The organism is Marinobacter sp. HL-58 (assembly GCF_001314605.1).
GTDB lineage: Bacteria > Pseudomonadota > Gammaproteobacteria > Pseudomonadales > Oleiphilaceae > Marinobacter.
On record NZ_LIHP01000010.1, the window covers coordinates 278,025 to 293,061 of the forward strand.

Annotated in this window: 11 protein-coding genes; 6 read left to right on the plus strand and 5 right to left on the minus strand. The window is 58.0% G+C overall.

Going from position 1 to position 15,037, the window contains the following annotated elements; translation table 11 throughout:
* Nucleotides 1–36: 36 nt before the first annotated feature.
* Complete coding sequence (locus tag HLUCCO03_RS08525; protein ID WP_027832877.1) at nucleotides 37–1,755, plus strand: bifunctional protein-serine/threonine kinase/phosphatase; 1,719 nt, start codon at nucleotides 37–39, stop codon at nucleotides 1,753–1,755.
* Nucleotides 1,756–1,878: 123 nt separating this feature from the next.
* Entirely contained in the window at nucleotides 1,879–2,616 is a 738-nt protein-coding gene (locus HLUCCO03_RS08530) for a maleate cis-trans isomerase (protein WP_027832878.1), read from the plus strand.
* Here the strand turns inward: HLUCCO03_RS08530 and HLUCCO03_RS08535 are convergent.
* A complete protein-coding gene (locus tag HLUCCO03_RS08535) occupies nucleotides 2,613–3,503 on the minus strand; it encodes a DMT family transporter (RefSeq protein WP_027832879.1) in 891 nt (296 codons plus the stop codon). The genes HLUCCO03_RS08530 and HLUCCO03_RS08535 overlap by 4 nt on opposite strands.
* A 298-nt stretch (nucleotides 3,504–3,801) precedes the next feature.
* Between HLUCCO03_RS08535 and HLUCCO03_RS08540 the strand changes: the two genes are divergently transcribed.
* Nucleotides 3,802–3,972: a DUF1328 domain-containing protein gene (locus HLUCCO03_RS08540; protein WP_027832880.1), complete on the plus strand. Its 171-nt coding sequence runs from the start codon at nucleotides 3,802–3,804 to the stop codon at nucleotides 3,970–3,972.
* A 34-nt stretch (nucleotides 3,973–4,006) separates the two neighbouring features.
* On the opposite strand, the gene HLUCCO03_RS08545 is transcribed toward HLUCCO03_RS08540, so the two are convergent.
* Entirely contained in the window at nucleotides 4,007–4,531 is a 525-nt protein-coding gene (locus HLUCCO03_RS08545; protein WP_036198240.1) for a shikimate kinase, read from the minus strand.
* Nucleotides 4,532–4,731: 200 nt separating this feature from the next.
* Between HLUCCO03_RS08545 and HLUCCO03_RS08550 the strand changes: the two genes are divergently transcribed.
* On the plus strand, nucleotides 4,732–5,400 hold the full coding sequence (locus tag HLUCCO03_RS08550) for a lytic transglycosylase domain-containing protein (RefSeq protein WP_292016677.1): 669 nt from the start codon (nucleotides 4,732–4,734) through the stop codon (nucleotides 5,398–5,400).
* A 43-nt stretch (nucleotides 5,401–5,443) separates the two neighbouring features.
* Here the strand turns inward: HLUCCO03_RS08550 and mtgA are convergent, their stop codons facing one another.
* Nucleotides 5,444–6,130: a monofunctional biosynthetic peptidoglycan transglycosylase gene (gene mtgA / locus HLUCCO03_RS08555; protein WP_292016666.1), complete on the minus strand. Its 687-nt coding sequence runs from the start codon at nucleotides 6,128–6,130 to the stop codon at nucleotides 5,444–5,446.
* Between the two features lie 89 nt (nucleotides 6,131–6,219).
* On the opposite strand from mtgA, the gene HLUCCO03_RS08560 reads away from it, so the two are divergent.
* Together HLUCCO03_RS08560 and HLUCCO03_RS08565 are read left to right on the plus strand one after the other, a co-directional pair.
* The gene (locus tag HLUCCO03_RS08560) at nucleotides 6,220–6,912 is read left to right on the plus strand and encodes a 16S rRNA pseudouridine(516) synthase (protein ID WP_027832884.1); all 693 of its coding nucleotides are present in this window, start codon (nucleotides 6,220–6,222) and stop codon (nucleotides 6,910–6,912) included.
* 73 nt (nucleotides 6,913–6,985) lie between these two features.
* Nucleotides 6,986–7,630 (plus strand): DsbA family oxidoreductase, encoded by a 645-nt coding sequence (locus tag HLUCCO03_RS08565; protein ID WP_027832885.1) that lies wholly within the window; start codon nucleotides 6,986–6,988, stop codon nucleotides 7,628–7,630.
* A 38-nt stretch (nucleotides 7,631–7,668) separates the two neighbouring features.
* On the opposite strand, the gene putA is transcribed toward HLUCCO03_RS08565, so the two are convergent.
* Both putA and HLUCCO03_RS08575 read right to left on the minus strand, forming a co-directional pair.
* Nucleotides 7,669–11,298, minus strand: coding sequence for a bifunctional proline dehydrogenase/L-glutamate gamma-semialdehyde dehydrogenase PutA (gene putA / locus HLUCCO03_RS08570; RefSeq protein WP_027832886.1), 3,630 nt, complete (start codon nucleotides 11,296–11,298; stop codon nucleotides 7,669–7,671).
* 169 nt (nucleotides 11,299–11,467) lie between these two features.
* Entirely contained in the window at nucleotides 11,468–14,977 is a 3,510-nt protein-coding gene (locus HLUCCO03_RS08575; RefSeq protein WP_051603909.1) for an NAD-glutamate dehydrogenase, read from the minus strand.
* Between the last annotated feature and the right edge of the window lie 60 nt (nucleotides 14,978–15,037).

Here is a 15,037-nt window from a genome sequence, read left to right on the forward strand (position 1 = left end):
CAGGCGCCAGAGGTGCCCGGGCTTCCGGACGTTGCAATGAACCGCTACCTGAAAGTCTCCACCGGACAACATTCCGATAAGGGCCGCAAGCCGTCCAATCAGGATTTTCATGGCTGCACCATGCCCGCCGGGCCACGCCTTGGCATGAAGGGCATGGCCTTTGCCATGGCTGACGGCATCAGCAGCAGCGACGTCAGCCATATCGCCAGCGAAACCGCGGTAAAAAGCTTCCTGGATGACTATTTCTGCACGTCCGAGGCCTGGTCGGTGCGCAAATCCGCCGAGCGGGTGCTGACCGCCACCAATTCCTGGCTGTATACCCAGACGCGAAACAGCCCCTGTCGCTATGACACGGACAGAGGGTATGTCTGTACCCTGAGCGCCCTGGTTATCAAGGCGTCTACGGCCTATCTCTTCCACGTGGGCGACACCCGTATCTACCGCCTGCGCAATAGCGCTCTGGAACAGCTCACCAATGACCACCGGTTGTGGGTTTCAAAGGACGAAAACTATCTGAGCCGTGCACTGGGTGTGGATTCGCTGCTGGAGATTGACCATCAGTCACTACCCCTGCGAAACGGCGATATGTTCGTCCTGGCAACCGATGGTGTCTACGAACACATCAATGCCGAGCAGCTTATCGGCACCATTCACCAGCACCGGGAAAACCTGGATGCTGCCGCAAGGGCCATCATCGAAGCCGCTATTAACAACGGCAGTGATGACAACCTCAGCATCCAGATTGTTCGTGTGGATCAGTTGCCCGAAAAGCGATCCGGAGAAATTCAGCAGCAGATGGAGGAACTGCCCTTCCCACCGATCCTGGAACCGCGGCAAACCTTCGATGGCTACACCATACTCCGGGAAATACACGCCACCAGCCGCAGCCACGTCTACCTGGCCGTTGAGAATGAAACCGGAACCCGGGTGGTTCTGAAAACCCCCTCTATCGACCTGAGGGGTGACCCGGGATACCTGGAACGATTCCTGATGGAAGAGTGGATTGCCAGGAGGGTCAATAGCGCCCATGTACTCAAGGCCGGGCTACAGGACAGGCCCAGGAATTACCTGTACACCGTGACCGAGTACATCCAGGGCCAGACCCTGAAGCAGTGGCTTATTGATAACCCGGAACCCGACCTGGAAACCGTGCGCGGCATAGTGGTCCAGATTGCCAGGGGGCTGTATGCCCTCCACCGTATGGAAATTCTCCACCAGGATATCCGGCCCGACAACATCATGATTGACGACAACGGTACGGTGAAAATCATCGATTTCGGCTCGGCCAGGGTGGCAGGAATCGTGGAAGCGACCACTCTGGAACCTAATGAAATCCCCGGAACAGCCCTCTACATGGCTCCGGAATACTTCCTGGGAGAGCCCGGCACCACCTGTTCGGACCTCTACTCGCTGGGAGTGCTGACCCATCACATGCTGTCGGGCAGATTTCCCTACGGCAACCAGGTCGCCAAAAACCGAACGGCCTCTGCCATGCGCAGGCTCAAATACACGTCGGTGCTGGATGACGACCGGGAAATCCCGGCCTGGATTGATGAAACCATCAGAAAAGCCGTGCATCCGAACCCGGACAGGCGTTACCGGGAACTGTCCGAGTTTACATTCGACCTCCGCCACCCCAACCAGAAATTCCTTAACAAAACCCGCCCGCCTTTGCTGGAGCGCAATCCTGTTGCCTTCTGGCAGGGCACATCCGCCTTGCTGGCGTGTGTGGTGGTTTATTTGCTTACCATATAAAACATTACAGACATCATTTTCATCCCGGTCTGCGCGGTAATCGGCTGGCCTTTGTTAAAGCAGGAGGGGAGAAACCGCACTACACTGTACTCCACTGATATGGTCCAAAACGGTTGAGTCGCAATGAGCAGCACAACACCCCGAATGGGTTTTCTCTACCCTGGCCATGCCGCCGAAGATGACTATCCCAGACTCGCCAGGATGTACAAACCGGTAGCGGACGTGATTGTGGTTCATACAGAGTTCGATGAAGATGCCCACACGGTAGAGGCCCTGAGGGAGATGGGGAGCCCTGGACGCCTGATTGAAGGCGCCCGGCATCTTGCAGACAAAAACCTGGAAGCCGTGCTGTGGACATCCACCAGCGCCAGCTTTGTTCGGGGCATCGACGGCATCCGGGAACAGATCGAAACACTGGAAAACCAGCTCCACGTGCCCGCATCCACCACGGCCATGGGGTTTGCACGGGCAATTGCCGCCATCAATGCAAAACGCGTCGCCATTGCAGCCACCTACCCGGAGAATGTTGCTCTGCTGTTTACGGCATTTCTGGAGCATTTTGATATCGACGTCGTACGCATGACCAGCCACGGCATTGTCACCGCCGCAGAAGTCGGCACACTGGAGCGAGAGACGGTCATCAGGTTTGCAACCGATAACAACCATCCGGACGCCGATGCGTTGCTGGTGCCCGATACCGCGCTGCATTCCGCCGCCTGGCTGGAAGACCTGGAAATGGCGGCCGGCAAACCGGTACTGACGGCCAACCAGGTCAGTTTCTGGGAAGGGCTGAGATTGTGCGGCAAGCTGACCCCTCAAGCGGGCCTTGGCACTCTGTTCCGGGTAGACCCATGGAATTAAGACGTTGACCTGCGCTGGGTGACCACCAGGGCAACCCCGGTTATGGAAATTGCACCGCCAATCATCGCCAGTGCACCCAGCCTTTCATCGAAAAGCCAGAATGCCTGCAGGGCGGTGATCGGCGGCACGAGATAGAACAGGCTTGCCACCTGTGAGGCAGCACCGCGGCGAATCAGCCACATCAGCAGCAGGATAGCACCTATGGAAACACCGAAGACCAGCCAAACCATGGACAGGATCAGCGGCAGTGCCCATTCCACCTCGCGGGTTTCCAGTGTGAAGGCGCCAATGGCAAAAACCGTTGCCGCCGCGGTGAACTGGATGAAGGTACCGGCAACCAGATCCGCCTGAGTCCCATTCCGCTTCTGGTATACAGTGCCAAGGGAAATACCCGCCAGGGACAGCCCGGCAAAGATCAGCGTCCAGAGCGGGAAATCCGACGTACCAATACCATCGCCGAACTTCTCCAGCAGCACCAGGGTCACACCCACCAGGCCTAGCGCCAGGCCCACCCACTGGCGGGCGGACACACTCTCTTTCAGCACCAGAATAGCGGCCGCCGATGTCACCAGCGGCTGCAAACCAACAATCAGAGAGACAATGCCGGCTGGCATGCCGCCCTGGATCGCGTAATAGACGCCACCCAGATAGCAACCATGCACCAGCAACCCCGTCACCGCCAGGTGACCGGCACCGCGCCAGCCGGGCCAACGGGTTTTCATTATCCAGGCAAGTACACTGAGCAGCGCCAGTGTGAACAGCATCCGAATCAGCAGGAGGGTGAATGGCTCCGCATACGGCAAACCGTATTTGGCACCGATAAAGCCCGTACTCCACAACCAGACAAACAAGGCCGGTACAAAAAACGAGTAGAAAATCGGGGGCATAGGGATAGTCGCAGGACAGACAAAGATGAATATGCTTACTGTAGTCTGTCACCGGCAATCAGGACAGGCACAATAAGCAGGATTGACAACCAATACAGTCAGCCATCGTCAGGGTAACGTCAGGTCAGCGGGTACCTTAGCAAAGCTTAATTAACCGACAATATATCAACTCTCTACTGAAATCAGTTGGTTGAGTGCATGCAGCCATACCCGCCGGCTTTTACTGACATTCGCCATTTGAGCAGAACCAATCCATGTGCCACGTTTAAACACGAAGCCATCTGATAGGAGAAAGGATATGCTCTATTGGGCTGTCGTGTGTCTCATCGTCGCGATTATCGCCGGTGTACTCGGATTTGGCGGTATCGCGGGAACAGCTGCGGGGTTTGCCAAAATTCTGTTCTTTATCTTCCTCGTCCTGCTTGTTATCTCTCTTGTTGCCAATGCCATGAAAGGTAGGGGGCCATAGCTCTGGTGTCTGCATGCCCGGGGGGCGGAGGATTTCAACGAGTCTCCCGGGCCAACGCCGCCACCACAGCGTCGCATACCTCATCATGATCCTTACCGACACAATCAATCGTTATATCGGCTGCACGGGAATAGAGCTCATAGCGCTCATGGAACAGGTCGTTCAATGACTGGTCAGGACGACGGGAAATTCCCCTCGCGCTGTAATCACCAATACGCTCAAGAACGATGTCCAGTGGAATATCGAGAAAGACCACAACCGCATTGGCTTTCAGATGCTCCATAGCGGGTTCACTGTAAACCGCACTGCCGCCAGTGGATATTACCTGGTGCTGCACATCCAGCGTCAACAACACCTGTTCCTCAATTTGCCTGAGCGCCTGGTACCCATCACCATCGACAATGGCCTGCAGGGTTCGCCCGGTTTTCTGCTGTATCAACAGGTCGGTGTCAATGAAGCCCAGCCCCAGCCGCTTGGCCAGCAGCACCCCCACCGTGCTTTTCCCGCTACCGGGCATACCGATGAGTACGACGTTGCTTCGATGGGTATCCAGGGGCATGAATGCCTCCAACATCCTTAAAAAATGAGAACTGGCCGGCTATCCTGAAAAAGTAACATTTTTCCGACAAACCTGGCGGTTTCTTCCGCCAGACAAGGCCGTATAATCAGTTGATATTCTAGGGCATGTATCCCGGCCTCGCCTGTTTCGCAGTTCAAGAGTGGACAATGACAAGCATTAAAACCTACTTTGCGTCATCAATGGCAATCCTGGTGCTGGGCCTGGCAGCACCGGTGCTCGCTGACAGCGTAAAGCGTGTCGTTCACCCGGACGGAACAGTGGAATATACCAACGTAGACAGCGGCAATGACAAGCGGGCGTCGAGCAAGGACGAAGTGGTCTACCGCTACCGGGATGACAACGGTGTTATGGCCTATAGTGGTGTCCAGCCGTCGGGGGAAGACTTCGACGTTATCCGCTTTGAATGTTACGCCTGCGACCCGGACTCTGACATTGACTGGCGCAAGACGCCGCTGTATCTCAAGCCCTATCGTGACGAAATAAAAACCGCCGCCAATGAATTCAAGGTAGACCCTGCGCTGGTTAGGGCGGTCATTCATGCCGAGTCGGCCTTTAACGCCAAGGCACTTTCTCCCAAAGGCGCCCAGGGCCTGATGCAGCTAATGCCAGGCACCGCAAAAGAGCTGGGAGTCAGTAATGCCATGGCTGCCCCGGAAAACATCCGTGGCGGCGTGAATTACCTGGCGCGCATGCTCAAGCGCTTTGACGGTGACATCAAACTGGCGACGGCCGCCTACAATGCCGGCCCGGGAGCAGTTGGTCGTCATGGCGGCATTCCCCCCTACGCCGAAACCCGGGCTTATGTGGAGCGGGTTGGCATTCTTCATGAGCGGTACGCAAGTAACTGACCAACGGCAGCACCGGACTCTCATATCGTGGGGATCAAAGCATTCAGTTATACAGGCCGTGCAGATAACGCAACCCGGAAAGCTGTGCCATCTGCCCGCGAATCCACGCCACCCGCTCCCAGACATAGCCAGAGGGGTTAGCAGCACTGAGCGCTTTGGGGTTGGGAAGAACCGCTGCAAGCTGTGCCGACCGGGTTTGCGACAACTGACTGGCAGGAATGCCGAAATAGAGCTGGCTGGCCGCCTCAACGCCATAGACTCCGTCACCAAACTCGGCGATATTCAGATACACCTCAATAATCCGCCGCTTGGGCCAGAGCCCATCAATGCCCAAAGCCAGTCCCGCCTCCAGCGCCTTGCGGATAAAACTGCGCCCGTTCCACAGAAACAGGTTTTTCGCAGTCTGTTGTGTGATCGTGCTGGCGCCCCGCAAACCCTGCCCCGCCTGGTATTCCGACAAAGCTTTACGGATGGCGCCGAAGTCCACGCCGTGGTGTTGGGGGAAACGCTGATCCTCACTGGCCACTACCGCCAGCGGCATCCAGGGCGAGATATCATCCAGGCTCACCCATTCCTGGCGAATTTCCTGGCCAGAGCCAGACAGCTGGTGTGCGAGCATAAAAGCGGATGTGGGCGGATTCACGAACCGGAAAAGCAGAATCACTGCGATGGCCAGCAGCAAGAGCCCCGCCAAGGCCCAGGCAAACGTTCTCAGGAATGTTCTGATCAAGGAATGTCGAGCCACAGTGCTATCATCAGCCCATTGTAGTTAACGTCGTTTCAACGCAGAAGGTCCGAGCAGACTATACCATTGCCCCTATGAAGCTTTCCCGAATTCTCAGTAATCAAAACGGTGTCAGCCGCAAACAGGCCAATGCGCTGATCGCCTCAGCGGCAGTAACCGTGGACGGCGAGACCTGCCGGGAAGCCGCGCGCGAAGTGGACCGTTTCTCGACGGTAACCTGCGGTGGTCGCGTCATCCAGCCGGGTGAGCAGGCCTGTTACCTGATGCTACACAAGCCTTCAGGATACCTCAGTGCCACAGCCGACAAGGTTCACAAAACCGTAATGGAGCTGATCGACCCGAGCCTTCACAACGGCCTTCATATTGCCGGGCGGCTGGACCGGGCAAGTACCGGCTTGTTGATTCTCACCAATAATGGCACCTGGTCGCGCCGGCTGACCGAACCGGAAATCAGGATACCCAAGGTCTACAGGGTATCCACCGCCTGTGCGATCACACCGGAGACCGCAGAGCGGTTCGCGGAAGGCATCTGGTTCCAGTTCGAGCAGCTCAGAACCTCACCCGCCGGGATCGAACTGCTTGGCGAGCGGGAGGCGAGAATTACGATCTACGAGGGTCGCTATCACCAGGTAAAGCGCATGTTTCATGCGGTCGGCAATCGTGTCACGGCACTTCACAGGGAGAGCATGGGCAATATTCGCCTTGACGACAGCCTGACACCGGGCGCCAGCCGCCTGCTGACGGAAACGGAGATCAATTCCGTCTGAATGCATCCTGAAAGCGGCGAGCCGGAAGCCGTTCTGATAACCTGATGATGAACCAATCCAACCCGGAGCTCCTATGCCAGCCATGCAGATCGACATCGTTTCCGACATTGCCTGCCCCTGGTGTGCCATTGGTTACGCACGCCTCGAGAAGGCCATGGAGGCTCTGAAAGACGACATGGATTTCACCGTTCAGTGGCATGCCTTTGAACTGAACCCGGACCCTTCCGGCGACGGGGAACCCATCCTGCCGGCCCTGAGCCGCAAATACGGGCGCAGCGAAGACGAGATGAGAGCCAATCAGGCCCAGATGGTGGAAATCGCCAGCGGCCTTGGCCTTAACTTCGAAAAACTTCAGGAGCGCCATACCCGCAACACCTTTGATGCGCACAGGCTGGTGAAATGGGCAGGAGAACAGGGCAAACAGACAGAAATGAAGATGGCCTTCTTCGAGGCCTATTTTGGCCGCGCCGAGAACATCTCGAACCCGGACACCCTGGTCTACTGTGTAGAGGCCATCGGCCTGAACGGTGATCAGGCCCGAGACGTACTGGCATCGGACCGGTATGCGGATGCCGTCCGGCAGGATGAGGCCCGGTACCAGCAGGCCGGCGTCTCGGCCGTGCCCGCCTACATCATAAATCAGAAATATCTGATTTCCGGAGCCCAGGAACCGGAAACGCTGGTCAACGCCTTCCGGGAAATCGCCGGGGCAGACTAGATCGGGCGGCCCCTTCCCTGGGGCGCCCGTCAGCCGATTTACTCGGAGGCGGCAATCAGGCTGGCGTTACCGCCGGCTGCGGTGGTGTCAACACACAAGTGCCGCTCGATCACAAACCGCTGGTCCAGCTTGTGCTCCGTAATCAGCGGCAAAAGTGGGCCATCCCGCCTGGCGAGCGCCTGGCGGTATTCCTTCAGCAGTGACTGCCCGGCGCAGCTCACTGCCGCCTGGAAACCACGAGCCTGGGCCAGTGCTTCCGGCTCCAGCAGGCCATCAACACCGACAATCGGCAAGCCTGCCTTGGCGGCACGGTCGACGGTGTCTTCCACGCCCGGGGCAACAACCACTACGCTGTTGCCCTGGGACAGGGCTGTCGCCGCCTGTTCCAGTGCAGACTCCTTGTCAGGGCCGAGACAGAGCACCACACCACGGGCGTGATTGGTCAGGCGATTCAACTCTCCCGTGGGCCCTGGCAATTCCTCGGCGTGGGCATCCAGCGGTGCCGGCACTTCGCCGAATACCGGCTTCATCGCTTCCACTCTCGGCTCGGGTGCGAGCACTTTTACACCACTCACTTTGCCAATCAGACCTTCCAGCTTTTTGACGTCCACCTTCCTGGCTGCGGAATCCGCCGGACGCTCAACGGTGTCAGCCTTCAGGAAACGGCGCACATATTGCGGACCACCCGCCTTGGGGCCAGTGCCGGACAGGCCTTCGCCACCGAACGGCTGGGAACCAACAATGGCACCGATCTGGTTCCGGTTCACATAGGTATTACCAACCTTGATACGGCTTGAGATGCGCTCTACACGGCGGTCGACACGGCTGTGGATACCAAAGGTCAGGCCATAGCCTTTGGCGTTGACGTCATCAACCACCTTGTCGATATCCTTGGCCGCAAAGGTCGCCACGTGCAGCACCGGGCCGAAGATTTCCTCTTCCAGTTCCTCGATACCGCTCACACTGATCACCGCCGGGGAGACAAAGTTGCCTTTCTCCGGCACCGGTATCTTCTTCATCAGGCGCCCTTTGGCTTCGTATTTGTCACAGTGCTCGACGATTTTCTTCCTGGCCGCTTCATCAATCACCGGGCCAACGTCGGTGGAAAGCAGCCATGGATCCCCCACGCCAAGCTCGTCCATGGCACCATACAGCATTTCCAGCAGGTGGTCGGCGATGTCTTTCTGCACATACAGCATGCGCAGGGCGGAACAGCGCTGACCGGCACTCTGGAATGAAGAGGCCAGTACATCACGGACCACCTGCTCGGGCAGCGCGGTGGAGTCCACAATCATGGCATTCAGGCCACCGGTTTCGGCAACCAGTGCCGCGTCGGGCGCCATGTGTTCACTCATCTTCTTGTCAATGCGCTGGGCCGTCGCGGTGGAACCGGTAAAGCAGACACCGGCCACCCTTGGATCCGAGGTCAGTGCTCCACCCACGGTGGCACCAGTGCCCGGCAACAACTGGATCACGTCTTCCGGGATACCCGCCTGGTGCATCAGTTCCACTGCCCGTACCGCCAGCAACGACGATTGCTCTGCGGGTTTGGCCAGCACGGTATTGCCGGCCACCAGATTGGCCAGAATCTGGCCGGTGAAGATCGCCAGGGGGAAGTTCCAGGGTGAAATACACACCATCACGCCGCGCGCGTCCCCGCTGCCCTCGTAGCGAATGCCTTCATTGGCATAGTAAAGGGCAAAATCCACGGCTTCACGGATTTCGGCAACGCCGTCGAGCAGCGACTTACCGGCCTCCCGGGTAGCCAGCGCAAACAGCTCGTAGGCATGTTCTTCGTACAGATCCGCCACCTTGCGAAGACACGCGGCGCGTTCCTCAGCGGAACGGGCAGACCAGGCCCTGAAACCTTCCTGTGCAGCCTTGATGGCCGTGTCCACATCCTGTTCGGAAGCCAGGGTGACGTGCCCCACGGTGTCTTCCGGATCCGCCGGGTTGCGAACCATCTGGACTTCGGCACCAGCTACCTCACCGGCGATGATCGGGCCGCCCTTCCAGCGGTGATCGCGAAACGCATCGCGGCCTTTGTCGATTTCCTGGACGGTGACCGGGTCGGTAATGTCCCAGCCCTTGGAATTCCGGCGCTGTTCGCCAAAGATCTTGTAGGGGTGGACAATGGCCTTGCTGGAGATGTTGCTGCCCATTTCCTTCACCGAATCGACGGGATCCCGGGCGATTTCTTCCGGCGTGATCCGCTTGTCCACGATCTGGTTGACGAAAGAACTGTTGGCGCCATTCTCAAGCAGCCGGCGCACCAGGTATGCCAGCAGGTCACGGTGAGGACCGACCGGCGCGTAGATGCGGCAGGGCACGCCACTGGCCTTGAGTACCTCGTTATGGAGGGATTCACCCATACCGTGGAGGCGCTGGAACTCGTAGTTATCCTCGCCTTTGGCTTTGGCCAGCTCCAGGATAGCCGATACCGAGTGGGCGTTATGGGTGGCAAATTGCGGATAGATCCTGTCCGTCATGTTCAACAGCTTGGTTGCGCATGACAGGAACGACACGTCACTGCAGGCCTTGCGGGTAAACACGGGAAAGCCGCTCAGGCCCATGACCTGTGCACGCTTGATCTCGGCATCCCAGTAGGCACCCTTGACCAGGCGAACCATGAAGCGGCGGTCATACTTCTCCGCCAGCCCGTACAGCCAGTCCAGCACAAATGCCGAACGCTTGCCGTAAGCCTGCACCACCACACCAAAGCCATCCCAACCGGCCAGCTCCGGATCGGCCACCAGGGCCTCAATCACGTCCAGCGAAAGGTCGAGCCTGTCCTGTTCCTCGGCATCGATATTGAAGCCCATATTGGCCGCGGCCGCTTTTCTGACCAGCTCTTTGGCACGCGGGAGCAGTTCATTCATCACCCGCTCTTTATTGCCATACTCGTAACGGGCAAGCAGAGCCGACAGCTTGACGGAAATACCCGGATTCTTGCGGACATCGCCCTTGCAGGCCTTGGCGATGCTGTCGATGGCGTTGGAATAGGAGTCGTAATAGCGCTTGGCGTCATCGTCGGTACGGGCCGCCTCGCCCAGCATGTCGTAGGAGTAGGTATAGCCCTTGGCCATATACTCCCTGGCCTCGTCCTGCGCCTCGTCGATATCGCGTCCCAGCACGAACTGACGCCCCATCTCCTTCATCGCCTGGCCGGCAACGGTGCGAATCACCGGCTCACCAAACCGTTTCAGCAGTTTGCGCAGCGTATCGCCAACGCTGTGGCGCTCTGAATCCTTCAGCAGGTTGCTGGTCATCAGCAGGGCCACGGTCGCCGTGTTGATCAGCGGAGACGACGCCCGGCCCACATGGGTACCCCAGGCACCGGAGGTGATCTTGTCTTCGATCAGTTCATGGATGGTCATGTTATCCGGCACACGCAACAGCGCCTCTGCCAGGCACATCAACGCCACGCCTTCTTTGGTGGTGAGGCCGTATTCCGCCAGGAATTTTTCCATGATGGTGGACTTGGCATTCTTGCGAACACTGCGCACCAGGTCCGCCGCGCGGGCGGAGATTGCGTCGCGCTCAGCCCGGGTCAACTGGGCGCCAGCAATCATCTCACTGATAACCTTGTGTTCGTCCGCCAGGTAATAACTGCGGATCGCCTGCCGGCTATCGACAAGTGTGGGAGTCTCTGATTGCTGCGGTCTCATGATTGAACCCTCTCAGTTGTTTGTCCTTGCCGCATTCTACCGGTAACGACAAAGACTATTTGACTGTAAAAACCAGACAGACGCGACTTTCAGTCTTTTTTAGCGAATAAAAAGTTATATTCTTCCTGTAATATGGTTAATTTTCAGACGTATTTACCAAGCCGACCTGTCAGCCTGCCTTCTCTGCAAGCTCCCGGAGCATGCCGTGGGCTACTGAGAAGACGGCGCAATCCATTTCGTTGGCGGCCTGCATGTCGCCCAGCATCCGGTGCCAGCGAGTCAGAAGGGCCTGTTTGTCATCACGCCAGGCTTCCAGCATCTGCTCTGGCGAGGGTCCGGAATCTGTCTCCGGAGCTGCGGAAAGCACACTGGTGGTGAGGTTCCGCAACTGGAAGTCCAACTCATCCCTGAAGTGGAGTGTCGCCAGTACCTGCCAGTGACCACGGGCCTTGAAAGCCCGCATCTGCCGGTCAAGCCAGGTCAGGTTCAGGCCCTCCCCCAGGCTGAAGTACACCCAGGCTACCGATTCAATATCCTGTCCCAGCTGACGGCCAATCTCGATAATGTCCATCAGCCAGTAACGGCTTTCAGCCGATGCCGCGTAGGCAGACAGCTTTTCCGGAACTGCCTGTTCACAATACCTATCATAGCGCTCCTGCCAGCGGCTTGCAGGAATGACGGCTTCCAGGGTCTCGGTGGAAGCCAGCACATCTGCCAGTGGCCGCTGGTAGTGCGCCACACAGGCCTGCGGATCCAGGTCACTGCGGCGGTTGTGCAACAACCAGCTGGTGCTACGGGTGACCAGACGGATCACATCGCTGAACAATTCCCCCTGTATATCAGGGCCGATTTCCCCATCCAGCGATTCTATGGCCTTCCACTGGGTCTCTACGTCGTGGATCTGCAGGGAGATCAGGTACGCTGCGGCAATCCGGCCACAGTCAGCGCCAGTGGCATTGCGGAGCTTGTCCGCCCAACTGATCCCCATCCGATTCACCATATCGTTGGCAATCTGGGTGGCTGAGATTTCTGCACGTAACGGGTGTGAATCAATCGCCTCCGGGAAATGCTCCAGCAACGAGGCAGGGAACGCCGAATACAGCGCTGCGGCAAAACGATCATCCTGTACTATGGGCGTGGCCAGCAGTGCCTGCTTGAGCTCGATCTTGGCATAGGAGATCAGCACGGAAAGTTCCGGCCGTGACAGGCCGGAAGACTGCTCGCGGCGTTCCTTCAGTTCCTCATCATCCGGCAGAAACTCGAGCGCCCGGTCAAGCTTGCCCTCGGCCTCCAGCCGCCGGATCAGCCGCTCGTACTCGTCCATGGAGGCAACCACTCCACTCTGCGCAATACTCAGCGCCATGGCCTGACGATAGTTATTGCGCAGTACCAGCTCAGATACCTCGGTGGTCATGGCCCTGAGCATCTGGTTGCGCTGATCGAACGTCATCTGCCCGCGCCTGACCTGCTCGTTAAGCAGAATCTTGATATTGACTTCGTGGTCAGAGCAGTCAACGCCGCCGGCGTTATCAATAAAGTCGGTATTGGCGGCCCCGCCCCGGCGGGCAAAGTCGATACGCCCGAGCTGGGTAAAACCAAGGTTGCCGCCCTCGCCCAGTATGCGGCAGCGCAATTGATGGCTGTCGATCCTGACGGCATCGTTGGATTTGTCGCCAACATCCTCATGGGATTCACCAGCCGCTTTCACATAGGTGCCAATGCCGCCGTTCCAGAGCATATCCACCGGTGCTTTCAGCAATGCCCTGATCAGTTCATTGGGTGGCAGGCGGTCGGCATCAATATCCAGCCGGGCGCGCATTTCCGGCGACACCGGTATCCACTTCGCCGCCCGTGAGAAGACGCCACCCCCCTTGCTGATCAGTTGTTCATTGTAGTCCGCCCAGCCTGAGCCCGGCATGTTGAACAACCGCTGTCGCTCGGCAAATGACACCGCCGGATCCGGGTCCGGGTCGATAAAAATATGCAGGTGATTGAACGCCCCGATCAGGCGAATCCGGTCCGACAACAGCATGCCGTTGCCAAACACATCGCCCCCCATGTCACCGATGCCAACCACGGTGAACGTATCCTTCCGGGTATCAATGCCACGCTCGAGGAAGTGGCGCTTGACCGATTCCCAGGCGCCCCGCGCCGTAATTCCCATCTTCTTGTGGTCATAGCCCTCGCTGCCGCCGGAAGCGAAAGCATCACCGAGCCAGAAGCCGTATTCATGAGCCAGTCGGTTGGCAATGTCGGAAAACGTAGCCGTGCCCTTGTCCGCAGCGACCACCAGGTAGGTGTCGTCGCCGTCATGACGAACCACGTCTGCCGGCGGCACGACCTTACCTTCTTTCAGGTTGTCAGTCAGATCCAACAACCCGCGGATGAACGTCTGATAACAGGCAACCCCCTCTTCCCTGACGGCTTCACGGGAGCCTTCATCCGGCGGCTGCTTGACGATAAAGCCACCCTTGGCACCAACCGGCACGATGACCGAGTTCTTGACCTGCTGCGCTTTCACCAGGCCAAGAATTTCGGTGCGGTAGTCTTCGCTGCGATCCGACCAGCGCAGGCCGCCCCGGGCAACGGGACCTGCCCTCAGGTGAACCCCTTCTACCCGGGGAGAACACACGAACACCTCGAAATGCGGGCAGGGTTTCGGAATATCAGGGACGGAGGAAGGATCCAGCTTGAGTGACAGGTATCCCTTGAATTCGCCGGTACTCTCGCGCTGGAAGAAATTGGTTCTGAGAGTGGCTTTGATCAGCAGGTAAAAGCGCCGCAGTATGCGGTCGTCGTCAAGACTGGTTACCGCATCAAGGGCCTCCAGAATCCTGCCCTCCAGCCCTTCAACCACCGAGTTGCGTTTTTTCGCCGCTGCCGCACCGGGATCAAACCTGGCATGGAAGAACGCAACCAGCAACGCGGTGATATCCAGGTGACGGGCCAGGGTGTCGGCAATAAAGGGCTGGCTGAATCCAAAGCGTAATTGTTTGATATACCGGGAATAAGCCCGCAGAACGCTGACCTCGCGCCAGCCCAGGCTCGCAGCCATCATTAACTGGTTGAAGTCATCGTTTTCGGCAAAACCATTCCATATTTCCCGGAAACCCTCCTGCAGGAGGGGCTTGGCTTTTTCAATGTCGGCACCGCGGCATCGGGAATGAAACTGGACCGTAAAGTCACTGACCCCGAACTGCTCCCCGTCAGAGCGCCGGATGCGATAGGGATGCTCGCCAAGAACCCGCATGCCCAGGTTTTCCAGGATCGGTATCACGTCCGACAGGATGACTGATCTGCCCTGGCTGTAGAGCTTGAAACTCAGCTCCTGGTCGCTCTGCTCGGCTGGCTGGTAAAAGCGCATGGGCACGTCGGAACTGAGGGCTATGGACTGGATCTGCAGAATGTCCTCGACCGCCTCTGCAACGGAAAACTTCGACCGATAGCTGGATGGAAAGCCGCCACTGAACATGTCGGCAGACTGCTTTCCGGTCCCCTTGCCCAAAACCTTTTCCAGCCGTTGCAGCAATGCCTCGTCCCACGACCGGGACGCTTCCATCATTGCCGCAACCAGTTTCCTCAGGTTTCGCGTGTCATCAGGGTCGTAATCCTCCCCTTCCAGGGCTTCTGAAATCTGTTCCAGCAGCGTTTGTTGTTGTCGGGAGTCGGGCTGGGGCATCAGGAATCTCCGGGCTGTCAACGGTTACATGGATGACTGAACACTTTCCAGTATAGCCAA

Coding starts and splice junctions, on each gene's coding strand:
- putA (WP_027832886.1), bottom strand. CDS start 11,298: ATGAGACCGCAGCAATCAGAGACTCCCACACTTGTCGATAGCCGGCAG.
- HLUCCO03_RS08525 (WP_027832877.1), top strand. CDS start 37: ATGAACCGCTACCTGAAAGTCTCCACCGGACAACATTCCGATAAGGGC.
- HLUCCO03_RS08545 (WP_036198240.1), bottom strand. CDS start 4,531: ATGCCCCTGGATACCCATCGAAGCAACGTCGTACTCATCGGTATGCCC.
- HLUCCO03_RS08560 (WP_027832884.1), top strand. CDS start 6,220: ATGAAGCTTTCCCGAATTCTCAGTAATCAAAACGGTGTCAGCCGCAAA.
- HLUCCO03_RS08550 (WP_292016677.1), top strand. CDS start 4,732: ATGGCAATCCTGGTGCTGGGCCTGGCAGCACCGGTGCTCGCTGACAGC.
- HLUCCO03_RS08565 (WP_027832885.1), top strand. CDS start 6,986: ATGCCAGCCATGCAGATCGACATCGTTTCCGACATTGCCTGCCCCTGG.
- HLUCCO03_RS08530 (WP_027832878.1), top strand. CDS start 1,879: ATGAGCAGCACAACACCCCGAATGGGTTTTCTCTACCCTGGCCATGCC.
- HLUCCO03_RS08575 (WP_051603909.1), bottom strand. CDS start 14,977: ATGCCCCAGCCCGACTCCCGACAACAACAAACGCTGCTGGAACAGATT.
- HLUCCO03_RS08535 (WP_027832879.1), bottom strand. CDS start 3,503: ATGCCCCCGATTTTCTACTCGTTTTTTGTACCGGCCTTGTTTGTCTGG.
- HLUCCO03_RS08540 (WP_027832880.1), top strand. CDS start 3,802: ATGCTCTATTGGGCTGTCGTGTGTCTCATCGTCGCGATTATCGCCGGT.